At 71.2% G+C, this 17502-nt stretch carries 17 protein-coding genes; 8 read left to right on the top strand and 9 right to left on the bottom strand.

Annotation, left to right across the window (positions count from 1 at the left end; genetic code table 11):
- Positions 1-32: 32 nt before the first annotated feature.
- The 4 genes from OG371_RS22460 to dinB form a co-directional block, all read right to left on the bottom strand.
- The gene (locus tag OG371_RS22460; RefSeq protein ID WP_329072235.1) at positions 33-845 is read right to left on the bottom strand and encodes a hypothetical protein; all 813 of its coding nucleotides are present in this window, start codon (positions 843-845) and stop codon (positions 33-35) included.
- Between the two features lie 273 nt (positions 846-1118).
- On the bottom strand, positions 1119-1505 hold the full coding sequence (locus tag OG371_RS22455; protein WP_329072233.1) for a hypothetical protein: 387 nt from the start codon (positions 1503-1505) through the stop codon (positions 1119-1121).
- A gap of 178 nt (positions 1506-1683) precedes the next feature.
- Positions 1684-2634, bottom strand: coding sequence for an ArsR/SmtB family transcription factor (locus OG371_RS22450; protein ID WP_329072231.1), 951 nt, complete (start codon positions 2632-2634; stop codon positions 1684-1686).
- Positions 2635-2946: 312 nt separating this feature from the next.
- On the bottom strand, positions 2947-4143 hold the full coding sequence (gene dinB, locus OG371_RS22445) for a DNA polymerase IV (protein WP_329072229.1): 1197 nt from the start codon (positions 4141-4143) through the stop codon (positions 2947-2949).
- A 196-nt stretch (positions 4144-4339) separates the two neighbouring features.
- On the opposite strand from dinB, the gene OG371_RS22440 reads away from it, so the two are divergent.
- Positions 4340-4981 carry an HAD family hydrolase gene (locus tag OG371_RS22440; protein ID WP_329072227.1) on the top strand — a complete coding sequence of 214 codons (642 nt, stop codon included), beginning with the start codon at positions 4340-4342 and terminating at the stop codon, positions 4979-4981.
- A gap of 5 nt (positions 4982-4986) precedes the next feature.
- Here the strand turns inward: OG371_RS22440 and OG371_RS22435 are convergent, their stop codons facing one another.
- On the bottom strand, positions 4987-6510 hold the full coding sequence (locus OG371_RS22435) for a serine/threonine-protein kinase (RefSeq protein WP_329072225.1): 1524 nt from the start codon (positions 6508-6510) through the stop codon (positions 4987-4989).
- A 134-nt stretch (positions 6511-6644) separates the two neighbouring features.
- On the opposite strand from OG371_RS22435, the gene OG371_RS22430 reads away from it, so the two are divergent.
- Together OG371_RS22430 and OG371_RS22425 are read left to right on the top strand one after the other, a co-directional pair.
- The gene (locus tag OG371_RS22430; RefSeq protein ID WP_442876133.1) at positions 6645-7889 is read left to right on the top strand and encodes an MFS transporter; all 1245 of its coding nucleotides are present in this window, start codon (positions 6645-6647) and stop codon (positions 7887-7889) included.
- 591 nt (positions 7890-8480) lie between these two features.
- Complete coding sequence (locus OG371_RS22425) at positions 8481-9776, top strand: GGDEF domain-containing protein (protein WP_329072221.1); 1296 nt, start codon at positions 8481-8483, stop codon at positions 9774-9776.
- Here OG371_RS22425 and OG371_RS22420 read toward each other — a convergent pair.
- Entirely contained in the window at positions 9762-11333 is a 1572-nt protein-coding gene (locus OG371_RS22420; RefSeq protein WP_329072220.1) for an FAD-dependent monooxygenase, read from the bottom strand. The two genes, OG371_RS22425 and OG371_RS22420, sit on opposite strands and share 15 nt — an antisense overlap.
- Before the next feature lie 72 nt (positions 11334-11405).
- Here OG371_RS22420 and OG371_RS22415 point away from each other — a divergent pair, with 72 nt between their 5' ends.
- The 4 genes from OG371_RS22415 (at position 11406) to OG371_RS22400 (ending at position 14268) form a co-directional block, all read left to right on the top strand.
- Positions 11406-12146, top strand: coding sequence for a TetR/AcrR family transcriptional regulator (locus OG371_RS22415; protein ID WP_329072218.1), 741 nt, complete (start codon positions 11406-11408; stop codon positions 12144-12146).
- Between the two features lie 86 nt (positions 12147-12232).
- Positions 12233-13033 (top strand): heavy metal-binding domain-containing protein, encoded by an 801-nt coding sequence (locus tag OG371_RS22410; protein ID WP_329072217.1) that lies wholly within the window; start codon positions 12233-12235, stop codon positions 13031-13033.
- A gap of 12 nt (positions 13034-13045) precedes the next feature.
- A complete protein-coding gene (locus tag OG371_RS22405; protein WP_329072216.1) occupies positions 13046-13864 on the top strand; it encodes a heavy metal-binding domain-containing protein in 819 nt (272 codons plus the stop codon).
- A complete protein-coding gene (locus tag OG371_RS22400) occupies positions 13864-14268 on the top strand; it encodes a hypothetical protein (RefSeq protein ID WP_329072215.1) in 405 nt (134 codons plus the stop codon). The genes OG371_RS22405 and OG371_RS22400 overlap by 1 nt, the downstream gene beginning before the upstream one ends.
- A 41-nt stretch (positions 14269-14309) precedes the next feature.
- Here OG371_RS22400 and OG371_RS22395 read toward each other — a convergent pair whose 3' ends face one another.
- Entirely contained in the window at positions 14310-15161 is an 852-nt protein-coding gene (locus OG371_RS22395; RefSeq protein WP_329072213.1) for an SCO6745 family protein, read from the bottom strand.
- A gap of 87 nt (positions 15162-15248) precedes the next feature.
- A complete protein-coding gene (locus OG371_RS22390) occupies positions 15249-16265 on the bottom strand; it encodes a S1 family peptidase (RefSeq protein ID WP_329072211.1) in 1017 nt (338 codons plus the stop codon).
- A 309-nt stretch (positions 16266-16574) separates the two neighbouring features.
- Here OG371_RS22390 and OG371_RS22385 point away from each other — a divergent pair, with 309 nt between their 5' ends.
- The gene (locus tag OG371_RS22385; protein ID WP_329072209.1) at positions 16575-17027 is read left to right on the top strand and encodes an SRPBCC family protein; all 453 of its coding nucleotides are present in this window, start codon (positions 16575-16577) and stop codon (positions 17025-17027) included.
- Here the strand turns inward: OG371_RS22385 and OG371_RS22380 are convergent, their stop codons facing one another.
- Positions 17028-17336: a GNAT family N-acetyltransferase gene (locus OG371_RS22380; RefSeq protein WP_329072207.1), complete on the bottom strand. Its 309-nt coding sequence runs from the start codon at positions 17334-17336 to the stop codon at positions 17028-17030.
- Positions 17337-17502: the final 166 nt, after the last annotated feature.

Genomic DNA, 17502 nt, shown 5'->3' with positions numbered 1-17502 from the left:
AGGCGCCGGGCCGGAATCCGCGAAACGCTGCTTCAGCAGCTCAGGAGCAGGCTCGTGATCGCGCCGCAGGAGCGCGAAGCCTTGTCGTTGACCACATTCGAGTCGGCGGGCGAGCTCTCCTGGCGCTGGACCGTGGTGGTGAAGCTGCCGATGGTGAGCAGCCCGGCCCGGACGGTGAAGCTCGCCTTGGCCGAGGAGCCGGACGGGATCGACGAGATGCTGCAGGTCACCGTGCGCCCGGAAGCCGTGCAGTCCGGGGATTTCGAGAACACCAGGCCGTTCGGCAGGTTCGCCAGGAGCTTGACGCCGGTGGCCGCGTCCGGGCCGTGGTTGGCCGCGGTGATCGTGTAGGTGATCTGCGAGGTCAGCACGCCGGCCGGCGAGGCGGCGAGCGCCACGCTGACGTCGGCCGAGCCGGCCGCCTGCGAGATGGTGAGCGCGGGGCCGTCGAGGGTGTCGAACGCGTAGTTGTCACCGACGAATTGGTCCTGCAGCGTCAAAGTACCGAGCGGGGCGGTGTCCTTGACCTTGAGCGTGAACGTGACGGTGGCGCTCTGCAAGGGGGCGAGATCGCCGACGACGGCACGGTAACTGCTGCCCAGCGCGCCGCAGGCGACGGTGCAGGAGACGATGTCGGCGACGTCGGTGATGGCCGCTTCCTTGCCGTACAACGCGGGCTTGGCGCCGGTGACGGTGAAGTTCTCGGGGTTGTAGATCGTCTCGGTGACGGTGAAGGTCGCGCCACGCTGCAGCGCCGTCTGGCTGACGGTGATCGCGCTGGTCGGGGTGTCGGCCAGTGCCGCACCGGGCGTCACGAGGACCATCGCGACCGCGGCCGCCACCATGGACACAATGGCAATACTTCGCCGGCGTCTTCGCAGGTTCATGTCTTACCTATTTCTTCCCGGGGATACCGCTCTGACGTTTCGGAAGGCAGGTGGAAAAAGACAGCTGCCCATCCGTCGTCGGAGATCGCCGGTTCGTTACAGCGTGTTCCGGTGGGGTCACCCGGGCCACGGCGCGGCGTGGCGCAACGCGAGCCCGGCCGGGCCCCCAGACCCAGCCGGACCCCATCGGCGCCGCCCTGCGCACCCGGTGGTTTCACACCGCGTGAATCGTCACCACTTCTTGCAGGGGGTGCCGTAGACCTGCCCGGTGGAGACCCGCTGGATCTGGCCGCAGCTCTTGATCCCGACGCCCTTGGCGTAGGTGGCGTTGACCGTGAACTTGTGCGAGCAGCTGCCCCCGGTCGAGCTGCCGCCGCAGATCATCGTGAACGTCTTCGTCGGTGAAGTCGTTGCGCTGTAGATGAATTCGTACTCGGCCGGCCCCGGGAGCTCCGGGATGCTGTGGACTGTGGCCGAGCTGACGTGGGTGCCGCTGCCGAACAGGACCAGCTCGACGTTCTTGTCGAGGATGGGCGCGTAGGCGGCGGCCGTTCCGGCGGCCGCGATCGACAAGGCCGCGCTCGCGACGACCGCACCGAGCACTGTCATTTTCTTCATGCGTTCAACTCCGGAAATAGCAATATGGGATCTCGATAGCTGCGAATTCCTCACTCGCGCTAAGCAGAGTTTGCCATCCCCTTACTTGCTGAACGCAGCTCCGATCCTGGTTTCATGCTCGGCTGAAAGGTCGAAGCGCCCCTTGACACCCGGCCCGCCGGTGTCGTAAAAGCCGGCGCTAGCCCGCCTGGATCAGGCCGAGTCCCAGCGGGGTGATCTCGTGGACCTGGGATTTGCCGGCGCGCGTGCTGACGATCAGCCCGCTGGCGCGCAGCACCGACGCGTGCTGGCTCGCGGTGGACAGGCGCGTGCCGGTCAGCTCGGCCAGTGCGCTGGTGTTGCACCGGCCGATCGCGATCGCGGTGAGGACCCGGGCGCGGGTCGGGCCGAGCAGCGCGGCCAGCGACGGGCCGGGCTCGGCTTCGCTGTGGAGGCTGGTGTGGCTGATCGAGCAGGCCAGGATCGGCGGGCGGCCGGGGTCCTTGTACGTGGTCGGCATCCCGTGGGCGAAAAACGTCGGGAGCAGCCGGATCCCGCGCCCGTTCAGGTGGAGCTCCTGCTCGATCGGGAAGCGCACCCGCAGCACCGGCGGATTCCAGGTGACGTCGGGATGCAGCGTCGACAGCAGCAGCTGCGGCCCGCCACGGTCCAGGCACGACTGCAGCCGCACGCGCTCACGGGCGACAGCCCCGCGGACCGTCACCCAATGCGGGGCGACGCACTGCTGGTAGTAGTCGTGCAGCGCGGTGCCCAGCCGGCGCAGCTCCCGTGTCTCGCCACCGGCGAGCCCGAGCAGCCACGGCGGAACGCGAGTCCCCTGCGCAACCAGCTCGGCGACGTCGGCGGCCAGAACCCGCTCGGGGGTCTCGAGCACCGCCGCGATCCCGTCGCCGACCGTGCGGGCCTCCGGCGGTGTGAGGAAGTCCGGGCAGTACCCGTACGGCGGCACCGCGGACATCAGCAACCGCCCCGAATCGGGAATCGCCGACCGCGACCCCCGCCGCCACCGCCCGAAAAACGGCTCCCCCTCGGGCCGCCGGATCCGGTAGCTGCTCATCAGCAGCTCCCACATCGGGTCCGCGTCTTCGGCGACGGCCACCTTCCCCAGGTCCGCTTCGGTGAAGTGCACGTTCAACAAGGCAGGCCGCCCGTCCTTCCGGAACTCGGGGATACCGCTTTGCCATCGGACGAACACCAGCTGGTTGCGCACCACCGGCGACCCGATCTTGGACTACCGGACCAGCGGGCCACCAGACTGCGGGCCACCGGACTGCGGACCACCAGACTGCCGACCGACAGCCCTTCGACTGCCAGCACCGCCATTCCGTTCCACCGCGTGCGCAGCCGGCCCTCCCTCGCGGCTCGCCCCAGCTCCCGCACCTCCGCCCCGGCCGCAAGCCCCAGCCCGGCGGTACAAGCCCCAGCCCGGCAGCACCAGCACTCAGTCCGGCAGCAACGGCACCTCCACTCCCGCCTCGGCCCCCAGCAACGCCGCCCGGGTGACCGCCCCGGCCCCGAACCGGTCCCGCACCCCGTCCAGGGTCGTGTCCAGTGCGTCACCGTCGGCGGCGTCGAACGGCAGCACCAGCTGGACCGCGCCGTCTCCGTCCAAATTGGACAACGAGACCCCGATCAACGTCAACCCCCGGTCGTACACCAGTGACTGTGACTCGTACAGCAGCCGCCGGACCGCGGCCAGGATCGTCTCCGTGTGGTCCGTCGCCTTCACCAGCGTCCGTGACCGGGTGGCGCGGGCGAAGTCGTCGAAGCGCATGCGCAGGACCACCGTGCGGCAAACGCGCTTCGCCGAGCGCAGGCGGCGGGAGAGGCGGTCCACGATGCCCACCAGGATCTCGTCCAGCTCCGCCATCGTGCGGCGACGGCGGCCGAGCGCGCGCTGGGAGCCCATCGAACGACGGCGCCGGCCCACCTGGACCGGGCGGGGATCGCGGTTGTGGGCCAGCGCGTGCAGGTGCAGCCCCGGGCCCCGGCCCAGCAACGAGATCAGGTCCACCTCCGGCATCGCCGCGACCTGACGCACCGTCTGGATGCCCCGGTCCCGCAGCTTCGCCGACGTCACCTTCCCCACGCCCCACAACCGCTCCACCGGCAGCGGGTGCAGGAACTCCAGCTCACGGTCGTGCGGCACTACCAGCAGCCCGTCCGGCTTCGCGACGCCGCTCGCGACCTTCGCCAGGAACTTCGTCCGCGCGACGCCCACCGTGATCGGCAGGCCGACCGCGCCCAGCACCTCCGCGCGCAGCCGCGCCGCGATGCGTGACGGGGTGCCCGCGATCCGCAGCAGCCCGCCGACGTCCAGGAACGCCTCGTCGATCGACAGCCCCTCCACCATCGGCGTGGTGTCCCGGAAGACCTCGAACACCGCCTTGCTCGCCGCGCTGTACACCGACATCCGCGGCGGCACCACCACCGCCTGCGGGCACAGCCGCCGGGCGTGCGCGCCGCCCATCGCGGTGCGCACGCCGCACGCCTTCGCCTCATAACTCGCCGCCAGCACCACGCCGCCGCCGACGATCACCGGGCGGCCGCGGAGCCGGGGATCGTCGCGCTGCTCGACCGACGCGTAGAACGCGTCGAGGTCGGCGTGGAGGATGGGGCCTTCGCTCGTCACGAACATATGTTCGCATCGAACCCCGACAAAAACCGGGATCCTGTCACCCTAATGGAGCAACCAAGGCCGAAAAGCCACGCCACCAACCAGCCCCGGCGTCCGGGATGACGAGGTTCCCGCGCGGACCTCCCAGTGCGCCGGCCGGGTCGTTCATCGCTGGTCAGCGTGCAGGTCCGGCGCGAGTCGGCCTAGGGTTCTCACCGTGCGGCTGGTGCTGTTCGACCTCGACAACACCCTCGCCGACCGGGCGGAGGGCTTCCGCCGGTGGGCTTGGGAGTTCTGCGCGGAACACCGGCTCGGCGACGAGGACGCCGAGTGGCTGGTGGCCGCCGACCGCGACGGCCTCGAGCCGAGGGAAGCGTTCTTCACCGCGGTCCGCGAACGGTTCGCGCTGCACGAGACCGTTCCACAGCTTCTCGAGGACTTCCACGAACGGCATCCCGCGCTGATCCCCATGGCGCCGGGCGTGCGCGGCGGCCTGCCCCGGCTGCGCGCCGCGGGCTGGCGGATCGGCGTGGTCACCAACGGCGACGCCGCGCAGCAGCTGGCGACCCTCGTCTGCACGGGCCTCGCCGGGATGGTCGACGGCTGGGCGATTTCCGCGCACGAAGGCGTCGGCAAACCCGATCGGCGGCTGTTCGAGATCGCGGCCGGCCGCTGCGAAGTCCCGCTCAAGGGCGGCTGGATGGTCGGCGACTCCGCCGCGGCGGACATCACCGGCGGCCGCGCCGCGGGCCTGCGCACGGTGTGGGTCGACCGCGGGCGTCGCTGGCCCGAAGACGACGGCGCCCCGGACCACGTCGTGGGCGACGCGGCCGGGGCGATCGAACTGCTGCTGCGCTGAGGGGCTCAGGACTCGGTGTCGATCTTCCAGACACCGTCCTCCTGCACCATCCGGTAGACGTGGTGGTTGGTCACGCTGCTGCCGCCGGGCTTGACGTAGGTGACGTCCGCGGTCAGCGTGTCGGGCCCGGTCTGCTTCACGTTCGCCACCCGGACGGCGCTGTAGGCCTTCCAGTAGCTCGTGTAAGTCTGCAGGGTCTGCTGCCGCTTGGCGAGGAAACCCTTGGACAGCAACGTGAATCCCGTTTCGGTGTTCCCCGGGAGCAGACCGAAGTAGTTCTCCAGCGCCTGCACGGTGTTCTGCGGCGGAGTCACGCTGGACGAGGCCGGTGGGCTGGTGGACGTCGGCGGCGTCGAGGGCGAGCTGGGCGTCGCACTGGGCGAGACGGGGGCGCTCGGCGAAGCGGAAGGAGCAGCCGACGGGGTGGTCGACGGCGAGCCGCCGGCGGTGTTTCCGGTGCTGCTGTTGCGGTTGACGAGCACGATCACCACGACCAGGACGACCACGAGCAGCGCGCCGATCCCGGCGAGGAGCATCGAGCGCCGTCTTCGGTCCACGCCCGGGTGCCCGGGCGGCGCCGGCGCGGTCGCAGCCGCCGGGGCTGCCTCCGAATCAGACACAGCCGACGCAGCCGGCGCGGCGGCCGGAACCTCAACAGCCTTGGTCCGGGGCAGGGTCAGCGGCTCGGGAATCGTCGCGACCGGGGTGACGCCGCCGTCGAGGCTGCGCAGCTCGACGAGCACCTCCGCCATCGTCGGCCGGTCCTCCGGCTTGAGTTCGAGCAGCTTCAGCAGCAGCGGCTCGAGCCGCCCGGCCTGCTTCGGCGGGGTGATCTCGCCGCTGGAAACGCGGTACAGCAAGGCAATCGCGTTGTCGGCCGTGCCGAACGGCGGCACACCCTCCACGGCCATGTACAGCGTGGCGCCGAGCGCGAAGACGTCAGAAGGGAACGTGGCTTCCTCGCCGCGCGCGGCCTCGGGCGCGAGGAACGCGGGTGTGCCGGAGATTTCGCCGGTGGCCGTCAGCGTCACGTCGCCGACCGCGCGGGAGATGCCGAAGTCGGTCACCTTCACCGTGCCGTCTTCGCCGAGCAGGATGTTGCCGGGCTTGACGTCGCGGTGCACGATGCCCGCCCGGTGCGCGGCGGCCAGCACGCCGGCCAGCTGCACGGCGACCGGGATGACCTCGTCGACGGTCATCGGGCCGTCGTCGTGCAGCTTCGCGGAAAGGCTGCGCGAAGGCAGGTACTCCATGATCAGCCAGGGCCGGTCTTCGTGCTCGACCACGTTGAACACCGAGATGGCGTTCGGGTGCTGGAGCCGCGCGGCGATCCGGGCCTCGCGCATCGCGCGGTTCTTGGCCTCCTCGACCTTCTCCTCGCCCTGGTTCACGGGCATCAGGAGTTCCTTGACCGCGACCACACGGCCGAGGATCTTGTCCTCCCCGCGCCAGACCATGCCCATGGCGCCGCTGCCGATGAGCTCGACGAGCTGGTAGCGACCGGCGACTTGCCGGCTCTCCTCGGTCAACGGACTAACCCCTCGGTGCGGCGTTCACGGGCGGCGACCACCAAGTTTTTCACGCCCCGGAAGAGGCGGTCCAGACGACCCACCCGAGCTGCCGGGGGTTGCTCCACGTGGCCGAACCAGGACACTCTGATCACATGAGCCCGGCTGCCCCCACGTTCCGGAATGTGTTCGGTGTGACCGAATTCCGGGCGCTGTGGCTGGCCCACGTGCTGTCCGTCGCGGGTGACCAGCTGGCCCGCGTGGCACTGACGGTGCTCGTGTTCGACCGTACGGCATCGGCGGGCTGGGCCGCGCTGACGTACGCGCTCACCTATCTGCCGGATCTGCTCGGCGGCGCGCTCGGCGGGCTCGCCGACCGTTACCCGCGACGGTCGGTGATGGTCGTGGCGGACGTGCTGCGGGCCGCGCTCGTCGCGGTGATGGCGATCCCCGGGCTGCCGTGGCCGGTCGCCGCGGCGCTGCTCGTGGTGGTCCAGCTGGCGGCGGGCCCGTTCCAGGCGGCGCGCCAGGCCGTGCTGCCGGACCTGCTGGGCGCGGACCGGCTGCCAGTCGGCCAGGCGATCCTTTCCTCGACCTACCAGGCCGCGCTGGTGATCGGCTTCGGCGCGGGCGCAGCGGTCGTCGCGTGGCTCGGGGTCGCGGGCGCGCTGTGGGTGGACGCGCTGACGTTCGCCGTCTCGGCGCTCGCGCTGCGCTGGGGGCTGCGGCCACACCCGGTCGAACCGGTGATTTCGCCCACGCCGCAACGATTGTCGCAGTGGGCGGCACTCGTGGCCGGCTGCCGGCTGGTGGCACGGGACCGGAAACTGCGGTCCCTGCTGGCGATCGCCTGCTGCTGCGGGTTCTACGTGATCCCCGAAGGGCTGGCGGTGCCGATCTCCGCCCAGCTCGGCGGGACGGGGGTGCTGGGCTGGCTGCTCGTCGCGAACCCCGTCGGCACGGTGCTGGGCGCGCTGCTGATCAGCCGGCTCCCGCGGGCGCGGCAGATGCGGCTGCTGGGCCCGCTCGCGGTGCTGACCAGCCTCCTGCTGCTGCCGACGGGCTGGTCGCCGGGCCTGGTCCCGATCGTCCTGCTGTGGACGCTCTCGGGCATGTGCTCCGCGCACGACCTCATCACGCAGGTGCAGTACAGCCTCGCCGCGCCGGCGGACCAGCGAGGCCAGGTGATCGGAGTCGCGATCGCCGCGTTGCGCGCCTCGCAGGGCGTGGGCATCGCCGCCGCGGGCGCGCTCACGCAAGTACTCGCGCCGACCGCCGTGGTCGGCGTGGCGGCGGCCGCCGGGGCGACGGCCGCCGCGCTCGCCGCCACGGCCTGGGCACGCGCGGCGTGGTCCCGCCGAAGCCCCGTCGGCGGAACCACGCCACCCGCGGCCGGTTGACCGGCCCGCACGCCCGGGTGCCGTCTCGCTCACCTCCCCGGACCGGATCGGGTGCTCTGCTCGGTTGTGCTCATCGGGTCCAGTTGTTGTCACGCACGCCTTTCACCTCCCCGCCGAAGTTTCTTCGCCTGGTTCCGGGATTCAGCGGGTCCAGTTGTTGTCGCGCATCGGCTTGCCTCCTCTCGGCTCACGCGGGATTGGCCAACGGGCTTCAGCGGGTCCAGTTGTTGTCGCGCACGGGCTTGCCTCCTTCCGGTTCGTAAAGGGACTGGTCAGCACGGCTCAGCGGGTCCAGTTGTTGTCACGCACAGCGCGTCTCCTCTCACTCGTTCCACCACGGCCGGTATCGGCGATTACGTCCAGTTGTTGTCGCGCATGATCGGCACCTCCTTTCCCATCCAGTGGATGCCCAGGTCGGCTGAGGGTTTACCGCAGCTCGACGTCACGCACAGTCGCCACTTCCCCTCCACCACGCGCCGGCACTGGGCTGTCCGGGCGAACTTGCCCGGCCTGCTCCCATAGTCCGGGCTACGAGCGGCTCGCGTTGCCCCTCGTCGTTTACGGTAGGAAGCCAACCGGGTGAGGTGAAGAGTGCGCGGAGGAACAGACCGGCCGGACAGCTGGTTCACGGGCTGGCGGCTTTGGCGGTTGCCTCCCCGCGTCCGCACCTATGTGCTGGTGGTGAACGTCGTCGCGGTGGCCGCGTCGGTGGGCACCGCGTGGCTCGCGCCGGTGGGCCGGCAGGATCTCGTGCGGTTCGGCGTGCTCGCCGTGTGCGCGGTCGCCGCCATCGAAGCGACCCGGCACATCGAGCGTCAGCGCGAGTACAACCGGGCGCCCACGGTCGCGTACGTCGACACCAAGGCCGTGTGGAGCATCGCGGCCGTCATCGCGCTGCCCGCCGTGCTCGCGTCGGCGATGGTCGTGCTCACGTACGCGGTGGCGTGGTGGCGGATCTGGCCGCGCGAACGGCCCGTGCTCCCGCACCGCTGGATCTTCTCCGCCGCGACCGTGCTGTGCGGCACGCAGGCCGCCGTGCTCGTGCTCGGCCTGGGCCTGCACCACTACCCCGGCATCCCGGACTCCGGTTTCGCCGCCGGCCTCGGCGACCTCGCCGTGATCGCGCTGGCCGCCGTGCTGCGCTGGGCGATCAACACGGCGCTGGTGATGGTCGCGATCGCGCTGTCGAGCACCCCGCGGTCGGTCAGCGAGCTGTTCTCCGGCTTCGGCGACCAGATCCTGGAGGCCGGCGCGATCGGCCTCGGCCTGGTCACCGCCACGCTGCTGGTGCTGGCCAACCCGCTGGTGCTGGTGGGCGTCGTAGTCGCGCTGGTGGCGCTGCACCGCGGCCTGCTGCTCACCCAGTTCCAGCGCGACGCGCGCACCGACGTCACCACCGGCCTGGCCACCAAGCGCTGGTGGCGCACCATCGCCGAGCAATACCTCGAGCGGGCCCGGGCGGGCCACGGCACGGTCGGCGTGCTGCTGCTCGACCTCGACCACTTCAAGGCGATCAACGACACGTACGGCCACCCGACCGGCGACCTGGTGCTGCGCGAGATCGCCATCGCGCTGCGCGACGAGGTGCGCGAGCAGGACGTGTGCGGCCGGTGGGGCGGCGAGGAGTTCGCCATCGTGGTGCCGAACGTGCCCACCATGGAGCACCTCGGCCGGCTCGCGGACCGCATCCGGCGGCGCGTGCCGCGGGTCGCGGTGGTCCTGCCCGACCGCGACACGGTGATCAGCGAGGTCACCGTGTCCATCGGCTGCGCCATCTACCCCGCCGAGCACCTGACCGGCGTCGACGACGTGCTGGTGGCCACCGACACCGCGCTCTACCGGGCCAAGCAGGCCGGCCGCAACCGCGTGGAGCTAGCCACGGGCTGACGGCCCGAGCCAGGCCTGCAGCGCCTCAGCCAAGCCCTCGCCCGGCCCGGCCCAGGCGACGTACCCGTCGGGCCGTACAAAGGCCGAAAGCACCACGTCCGCGAACGCCGCCACGCGAGCCTCCACCACCGTCAGCCGGTCTGCCCAGCGCGCGGCCACTTCGCCGCCGAAGCCGCCGTCGAGGAACACTGCCCGGCCGGACGCGAAGTGGGACGCCAGCGTGCTGCCGTCGGTCAGCGGCAGGTCCGGCGCGCGGTGCCCGACCAGCGGGTGCTCGCCGGGCAGGTCGTAGTGCTGCCAGACGCCGGCGATCCGCTTGACCACGAACGTCGCGCCGTCCCGGGTGTCCAGCAGCTGGCCGACGACGGTGCGCAGGGCTTCCGCGCGCGGGCCCTGCTCCAGGCTGAGCGCGGTCTGCGCCATGCTCCACTCCTGCACCCACCGGCCGATCGGGTGCCGCTCGGCGACGTAGCTGTCGAGCAGGTCCGCCGGCACATCCCCGCGGACCACCGCGGCCAGCCGCCAGCCCAGCCCGAACGCGTCGCCCAGCCCCAGGTTCAGCCCCTGCCCGCCCGCGGGCGAGTGGACGTGCGCGGCGTCGCCGGCCAGCAGCACGCGGCCGCGCCGGTAGGTCTCCGCCTGGCGCGTCACGTCGGTGTAGCGGGTGGCCGTGTGGACGGCCGTCACGGCGACGTCGAGCCCGCTGACCCGCCGCAGGCTCGCCTCGATCTCCTCGGCCGTCACCTCGCCGTCCGGGATCGGGCCGATGGGCTCGACGGTGTGCACGCGCGTATCACCGCCGCCCCAGCCGCCGACGGTGTAAGAGCCGCCGGGGCCGTGCTGCCAGCCGGCACTCTCGTCCAGGCCCTCGATGCCCGCGCCGGCAATGTCCACTGTGGCCTGTCGACCGAGGAAAACCGCGTCCACGCCTGGGAATCCGATGCCGGAGAGCTTGCGGACGGTGCTTCGCCCGCCGTCGCAGCCGACCAGCCAGCCGGCGCGCACCGAGGTCCCGGCCTCCACCGTCACCCCGGTTTCGTCCGCCTCGAAGCCCGTGACGGCGGCCCCGCGCCGGATCTCCACGCCGAGTTCCTCCGCGCGTGCCGCGAGGATGTCCTCCAAGTCCTGCTGGGCGACGACGCCACTGCCGTACAGCTCGGCCGTCATCTCCGGGTCCTCGAAGTCGAGCCGGTCGGCCCGCACCCCGATGCCCGCGAAGTGCCCGACGAACGGGAGCCCGGGCGGCGGCGAGCCGTCCTTCGACGCGGCCGCCTGCCGGGCCGCTTCCTGGAACTGCGCCTGCATCTCCGGCGTGACCTGCTTGGGGTCGAACCAGGACAGCGCCGCCGCGCTCACGGCGGGCAGCAGCCCGCGCAGGTGCAGGGCCGCGGCCGTCGGCGTGTTCACCGACCGCGCCCCCATCGACCCCACCCGCCACGGCCGAACCACCTCGGCGTCGCGCTCCAGCACCAGCACCCTGGCCCCGCCCAGCCGCAGCTCGGCCGCCAGCAGCAAGCCGACCGGGCCCGCGCCGGCCACCACCACGTCGTAGTCCATGACCCCATCCCCCAAACCAGGAACATCGTTCGCAGTAACTTCGAGGTTACCCCATGCGGGACAATCAACGCCATGGACCAGCCCGCCCCCGTCATCTGGATGAGGCCCGAGCAGGGCGCCCGCGGCCCGAAGGCGACCTACCGGCGCGACGACGTCGCCGCGGTGGCCGTGCGGGTGGCCGACGCCGAAGGCATCGACGCCGTCTCGATGCGGCGGATCGCCACGGAGCTGGGCGTCGGCGTCGCGTCGCTGTACCGGTACGTGCTGCGCAAGGACGAGGTCCACGAGCTGATGACCGACGCGGTGATGGCCGAGCTGGCCGACGCCGGCACCACCGGCGACTGGCGCGCCGACCTGCGCCGCTTCGCCCACCTCCTGCGCGAGGTCTCGCTGCGCCATCCCTGGCTGCCCGCGCTGGCGGCGGGCCGGCCGACCCACGGCCCGTACAGCCTGCGCTGGACCGAGCTGACCCTGGCCGCGTTCGACGGCACCAGCCTCGGCACCGACGACATGCTGCTGGCGCTCGGCACGCTGTTCTCGTTCGTGCGCGGGCACGTGCAGGCGGAGCTGGCCGAGCAGGAGGCGATCCGCCGCTCCGGGCTCAGCAACGACGAGTGGATGACGCAGCAGGGCGAGTACGGCCCGGCGATCATGAACAACGGCGCGTACCCGCGCTTCACCCGCGTGATGATCGAGGCCGAGACCCCGCACGCGGCCGACCGGCTGCAGCGGGCCTTCGAAGCCGGCCTCGATCGTGTCCTCACTGGACTGTCGGCCACGATTCCGGAGGATGTTCCGGACAAACAGCCCTGATCGCCGCTTCCCGGCGCCGACCTGCGGCCGGCTCGTGCCACGATGGAGGGTGAGGGCCCGCCGCCACGGGCCGCGAGGAGGTCCGAGTGCCCGACTGGGATGGCCGTGGGCTACCGCCGGTCGCGCAGGCGCGCGTCGACCGGTTCGCTTCTTCGGGCCTGCACACCTCGCTGCTGAGCGTGCCGGCCGCGGTCGGCGCCGAGGTCGCGGGCTTCACCGCCGTCGGCGAGGTGATGGGCTGCATCGTGGAGCGGCTCGGCTGGACCCCGGTGTACGGCATGACCCCGAACCAGCAGATCGGCCTGTACGCCGACGCGCTGCGGCAGGGCTACGGCGTCGCCCTCGACCGGCTCCGGCTGGAGGCGCAGGCGATCGGCGCGGACGGGGTACTCGGCATCAACCTGACGGTGACCCCGCTCGACGAGACCATGCAGGAGTTCGTCGCGCTCGGCACGGCCGTGCGCGCGGACTCGAGGCAGCGCCCGGGCCGGGTGTTCACCACCGAGCTGCCGGGGCAGGACGTCGGCAAGCTGATGCAGGCCGGCTGGGTGCCCGCGGACATCGTCACCGGCATCGCCGCGCACACCACGTTCGACTACAACATGCAGTACCAGACCACGATGTGGGCCGGGAACACCGAAGTCGACGCGCACACCCGGCTCGTCACGCACGTGCGGTCCGACGCCAGGAGCCAGTTCCGCCGCGCCGTGCAGGCCACCGGCGCCGACGGCGCGATCGTCTCGCGGATGACGCTCAACACCTGGCAGCTGGGCGAAATCGGCGTCGCCGGGGTGTCGAGCGTTTTCGGCACCGCGATCGGCCGCTTCCACCAGGGGGCCGCCGCGCCGACGTCCGCGCTCACCATGCTGCCGCTGAACCGAGCCTGACAAGGAGGCCCTGTGACCACTGTGGACCCCGCCGCGCAGCACATCCCCGAGGATGCGATGCGCCGGCTCGCCGAGATGCGGCCGGGACAGGCGACCAGCCTGTTCACTTCGGACCTGAGCGTGAACGAGTTCCTGCTCGTGCGCGAAGCCGGGTTCCGCCCGCTCGGGCTGGTGCTGGGCTCGAGCATCTACCACGTCGGCTTCCAGATGGGCCGGTGGAGCAAGAACCAGGAGATGGACCGGCTTTCCGCCGCGATGTACCACGCGCGCGAGCTGGCGATGTCGCGCATGGAGACCGAGGCGGACCTGCTCGGCGCCGACGGGATCGTGGCCGTGCGGCTGGAGATCGAGTTCAAGGAGTTCGGCAACGACCTGGCCGAGTTCGTCGCCGTCGGCACCGCGGTGAAGGCCGACGAACCCGGGGAATGGCGCAACAACACCGGAAAGCCGTTCACCTCCGACCTGTCCGGCCAGGATTTCTGGACGCTCGTGCAGGCCGGTTACGCGCCGCTGGGCATGGTGATGGGCTCGTGCGTCTACCACATCGCGCACCAGCGATTCCGCCAGGCGATGGGCAATATCGGGCAGAACGTCGAGATCCCGCAGTACACCGAGGCGCTTTACGACGCGCGTGAGCTGGCAATGTCGCGCATGCAGGCTGAGGCCGAGCAACTGCACGCGGAGGGCATCGTGGGCGTCCAGCTGCTCTCGCTGCCGCACCGCTGGGGCGGGCACACCACGGAGTTCTTCGCGATCGGCACCGCGGTGAAGCCGCTGCGCGCCGATCACCACATCACCAAGCCGCAGCTCGTGCTGCCCCTGACCGACTGATGGCCGGTTCGGAGCTGGACTTCCACCTGCTGGTCGCCACCTTGCGCACCGACCGCGCCGACGTCGAGTCCTACAGCCGCGTCCTGTCCGACACCCTCGGCGCGGCCCTCCCCCCAGGCATGGTGGAAGTCGACCGCCGCCGCACCTTCGCCGACCGCGTGGCGGGCCGCGCCGGCCAGCCGGTGGAAGTGCGCGTGACCACGCCGGACCAGCTGCTGGTACTTACCGCCAGCCGCAGCGGCGGTGTCGCCGCCGAGGTCCGGCAAGTGGTGCGGGGCGTGGTGATCAGCCGCCGAGACACGGAGCTGGACGAGTGGCTCACGGTGCTGGCCGCGGAGCTGCAATCCTTGGCGTCACGGGATGAACGGGCTCGTGCGGCGCTGGCCCGGTTGCTGGGGGGTTGACCGCGACTCGGTGTCCGATGTGGACTATTTGACACCGGCCTTCACGGCCGTGGCAGGCCCATCGGGTTCGGTACCGGCACCACACCCGCGTCGATGACCAAACGGCTCAACGTCGTGGCCAGTTCGATGACACGCTCGGTTTCCGCTGTGCCAAGGACTTCCAGCGGTCCGGCGGCCAGACGGTCGGTGGTGGCCTCGACCTCGTGGCGGACGGCGGCGCCGGCCTCGGTCAGGCGGCCGGAGGCGTCGAGCAGGCCGCGAGCCAGCAGTCGCGAGCGCGAGGCCTCCCACTCCTCGTCGGTCCAGCCGCGGGCGCGTTGCAGCAGTTCACGGGTCGTCGCGCCGGTTGCGATGTGGGTCAGGCCCGCTTCGAGCCCGGTCAGGCCCGCGGCCACGGACGCGAGCACGTGCCCATCGCCGCGGTGTTCGCGGAGGACGCAGGTCGCCAGCCACAGCCGCGCGAGCAGGCGTGGTGGGCGCGGGACGGCGGCCCACGCAGCTGCCAGCGGACGGCCATCGAAGCGGCAGCCCGCGACGGCCCGTTCCAGCAAACCGGTCAGCTCGGCCAGCCCCGCCTCCGGCAGCACCCGCGCGAGCACCGCTTCCACCGCTTCCACGCGGGTGCGCAACACGTCCTCGGGACGAGCGAACTTCCACGCGTCCGGCAGCGCGCGGGCCACCATCCCGGGCGCGAAGCCGAAGAACATCGACGTCACCGGCGCCGGCCCGATCGGGCCCAGCGGCGCCGCGCGGCCGGCGAAGTACCCCATCCACCAGCCCCGCAGCCCGGCGTCCTTCGCCGCCGCCGCGGGCTCCGGCGCGAAATAGACCACGGCGTGCAACGGCTCCAGCGCCACCCAGAACCGCCTGGCCGGGCTCGAATTCGGCTCCATGAACGGTCAGCGTAATGGCTCAGAACGCGAGGAAGCCCCCTCCACCAAGCGGTGGAGGGGGCTGCTCGAAACAGAACTACCGGAGGATCAGGCCAGGGAGAGGCCGTAGGACTGAAGCTCCAGGGTCAGCGGGTAGAAGTAGCTGGTCACGGTGTCGCCGCCGGACAGGGTGCCCAGGCCCGTCGAACCGTCGTACGCCGGGCCGCCCGAGTCACCGTGGTCGGTGTGGGCGGTGGTGCCGAACTCGTGGTTGAGGACACCGACGTCGAAGTTGACCGACTCGTCGACCGAGGTGACCTGGCCGCTGCCGCCACCGGTGGTCGAGCCCTGCTTCTCCATCTGCTCGCCGACGGTCGGCGAGCCCGCGCTGGTGATGGCCTGGCCGGTGTTGATCTCGCCCGGGCCGGAGCCGTTCGGGCGGGTCAGCAGGCCGGAGTCCGCACCGGGGCAGTCGCTCTCGACGACCGTGGCGCCGGAGACGTCGCCGCCGGACCAGGTGCCGCCGAGGTTGGTGCAGTGGCCCGCGGTGAGCAGGAACGGCGAGCCGCCCCGGGTCACGTTGAAGCCGAGCGAGCAGCGGCCCTGGTCGTTCTGGATCGCGTCGCCGTCGGCGATGTACAGCGACAGCTTGCCGGCCAGGTGCTCGATCCGGGCCGAGTCGCCGAGCTGGGCGGCGGCCGCGGTCACCTTGTCCGCGGTGGCCTTCGAGGCCGAGTCGTAGATCTTGACGACGACCTGGTTGTTCTTGGTGTCGATGCCCCAGGCGGTCTGCGGCACGTTCTTGACCGCGTCGAGGGAGTTCTTCGCCGAGGTCAAGGCCGCGAAGCTGTGCTTGACCATCTTCGTGGCGAAGCCGGCGGCTTCGGCCTTCTCCTGCGAAGCGGCATCGGTGACGTTGACGACGGCCTTGCCGTTGTCAAGGAAGATGCCGCCGCTCGCCGCGCCGAGGCTGCCGGCGACCTGCGTGGCCTGGCTGATGGCCTGCGCCTGCATCTGCGCGAAGGCCACCGGGCTCGCCGACGCGGCCGACGAGCAGATGCCCGCCGTCAGCGCCGCGGCCGAAAACAGGGTGAAGCTCGCGACGACCGTTTTCCGGGAAGTCATGGAATCTTCCTCCAGTTGTGCTGCTGGACGGATCCTGCGTGAGCGAGTCACGCACCACGGGGGGACGCTGCCCACTTTTGTTGCCCAGAAACCGATGCACCACCGACGAAGGTTGGTTAATAACCAAGGTATCGGACAAAACAGACAGCAGACCGCCGTTTGGCCCAGTCCGGCTGGACCAGACAGCCCTGCCCAGAACGGCGCTATCCGGTCATGCGGGCAGCTTCCGTGAAAAGCCCGCGCGCCGGCGTGCCCCGAATGGCCCAACGCCTGCGCGGGGCGAAACCGGGCTCCTGGCTAACCTCAGGCGTGCCCGACACCGAACTTCGCCACCAGTTCACCGTGGCGGCCACCCCCGCCGCCGTTTCCGCGCACCTCACGGAGCCCGCCAGCTACGTCGGTCTCTCACCCCTCGTCGTCGAGGTGCGCGACGTGGGCCGCGAAGGCGGGACAACGCGCTACACGGCCGTCGAGCGTTTCCGATTCCTGGGCTTCCTGCGGTACGACAGCCCGATCGTCGTCACGCTCCGGCTGAAGGCCACCGAAGCGGTGTACGGCGACGTCGTCTCCCCCGGCGGCATACGCATGGGCTACCGCTTCGGCCTCGAGCCGGACGGCGACGGCACGCGCGTCACCGACGCCCTGCGGATGCACGCGCCGTTCGGCCTGCTGCGCTTCGCCGCGTCGCGCGCCCGAGCGGTCCAGCTGGCCCGCTCGGGCATCCTCGCCGGACGGCTCGAAAATTCGTCCACAGAGGACTGATCAGCTGGCGGAAGTGCCTTCCGGCCAACGGACATGGTCGCCGTAACCCGGATTCTTCCGGAGGTACCCGGCGATGAACGGGCACACCGGCACGATCACGCGGCCGCGCTCCACCACGTCGTCCAGCGCCGCTTTCGCGAGCACCTTGCCGAGGCCGCGCCCGCCGAACGCGTCGTCGATCTCGGTGTGGGTGAACACCGTCAGCGGCCCGCGGTCGGTGTACGCGGCGAAGCCGGCCAGCTTGCCGTCGGCGAACACCTCGTAGCGGCTCTCGTCGTCATTGCGCACAACGCTGGTCTCGTCGCTCATGGTCACTCCTCGCAGTCGGGGTATCGGGGTGAACACCGCAGGCCCCGCAACACTTCCCGGTCCGGGCCCGGCAGCGGTACCGCAGCAGCATGACGCGAGCGGCCCGTTCGCTCGCGGCAGTACCGATGATCTTCACCTTAGAGCGACGGAACGGCACCCGGAGCCG

The organism is Amycolatopsis sp. NBC_01480 (genome assembly GCF_036227205.1).
GTDB lineage: Bacteria > Actinomycetota > Actinomycetes > Mycobacteriales > Pseudonocardiaceae > Amycolatopsis.
Note: the sequence above shows the minus strand (reverse complement) of the source record. Positions and strands in the feature narration are given on the sequence as shown.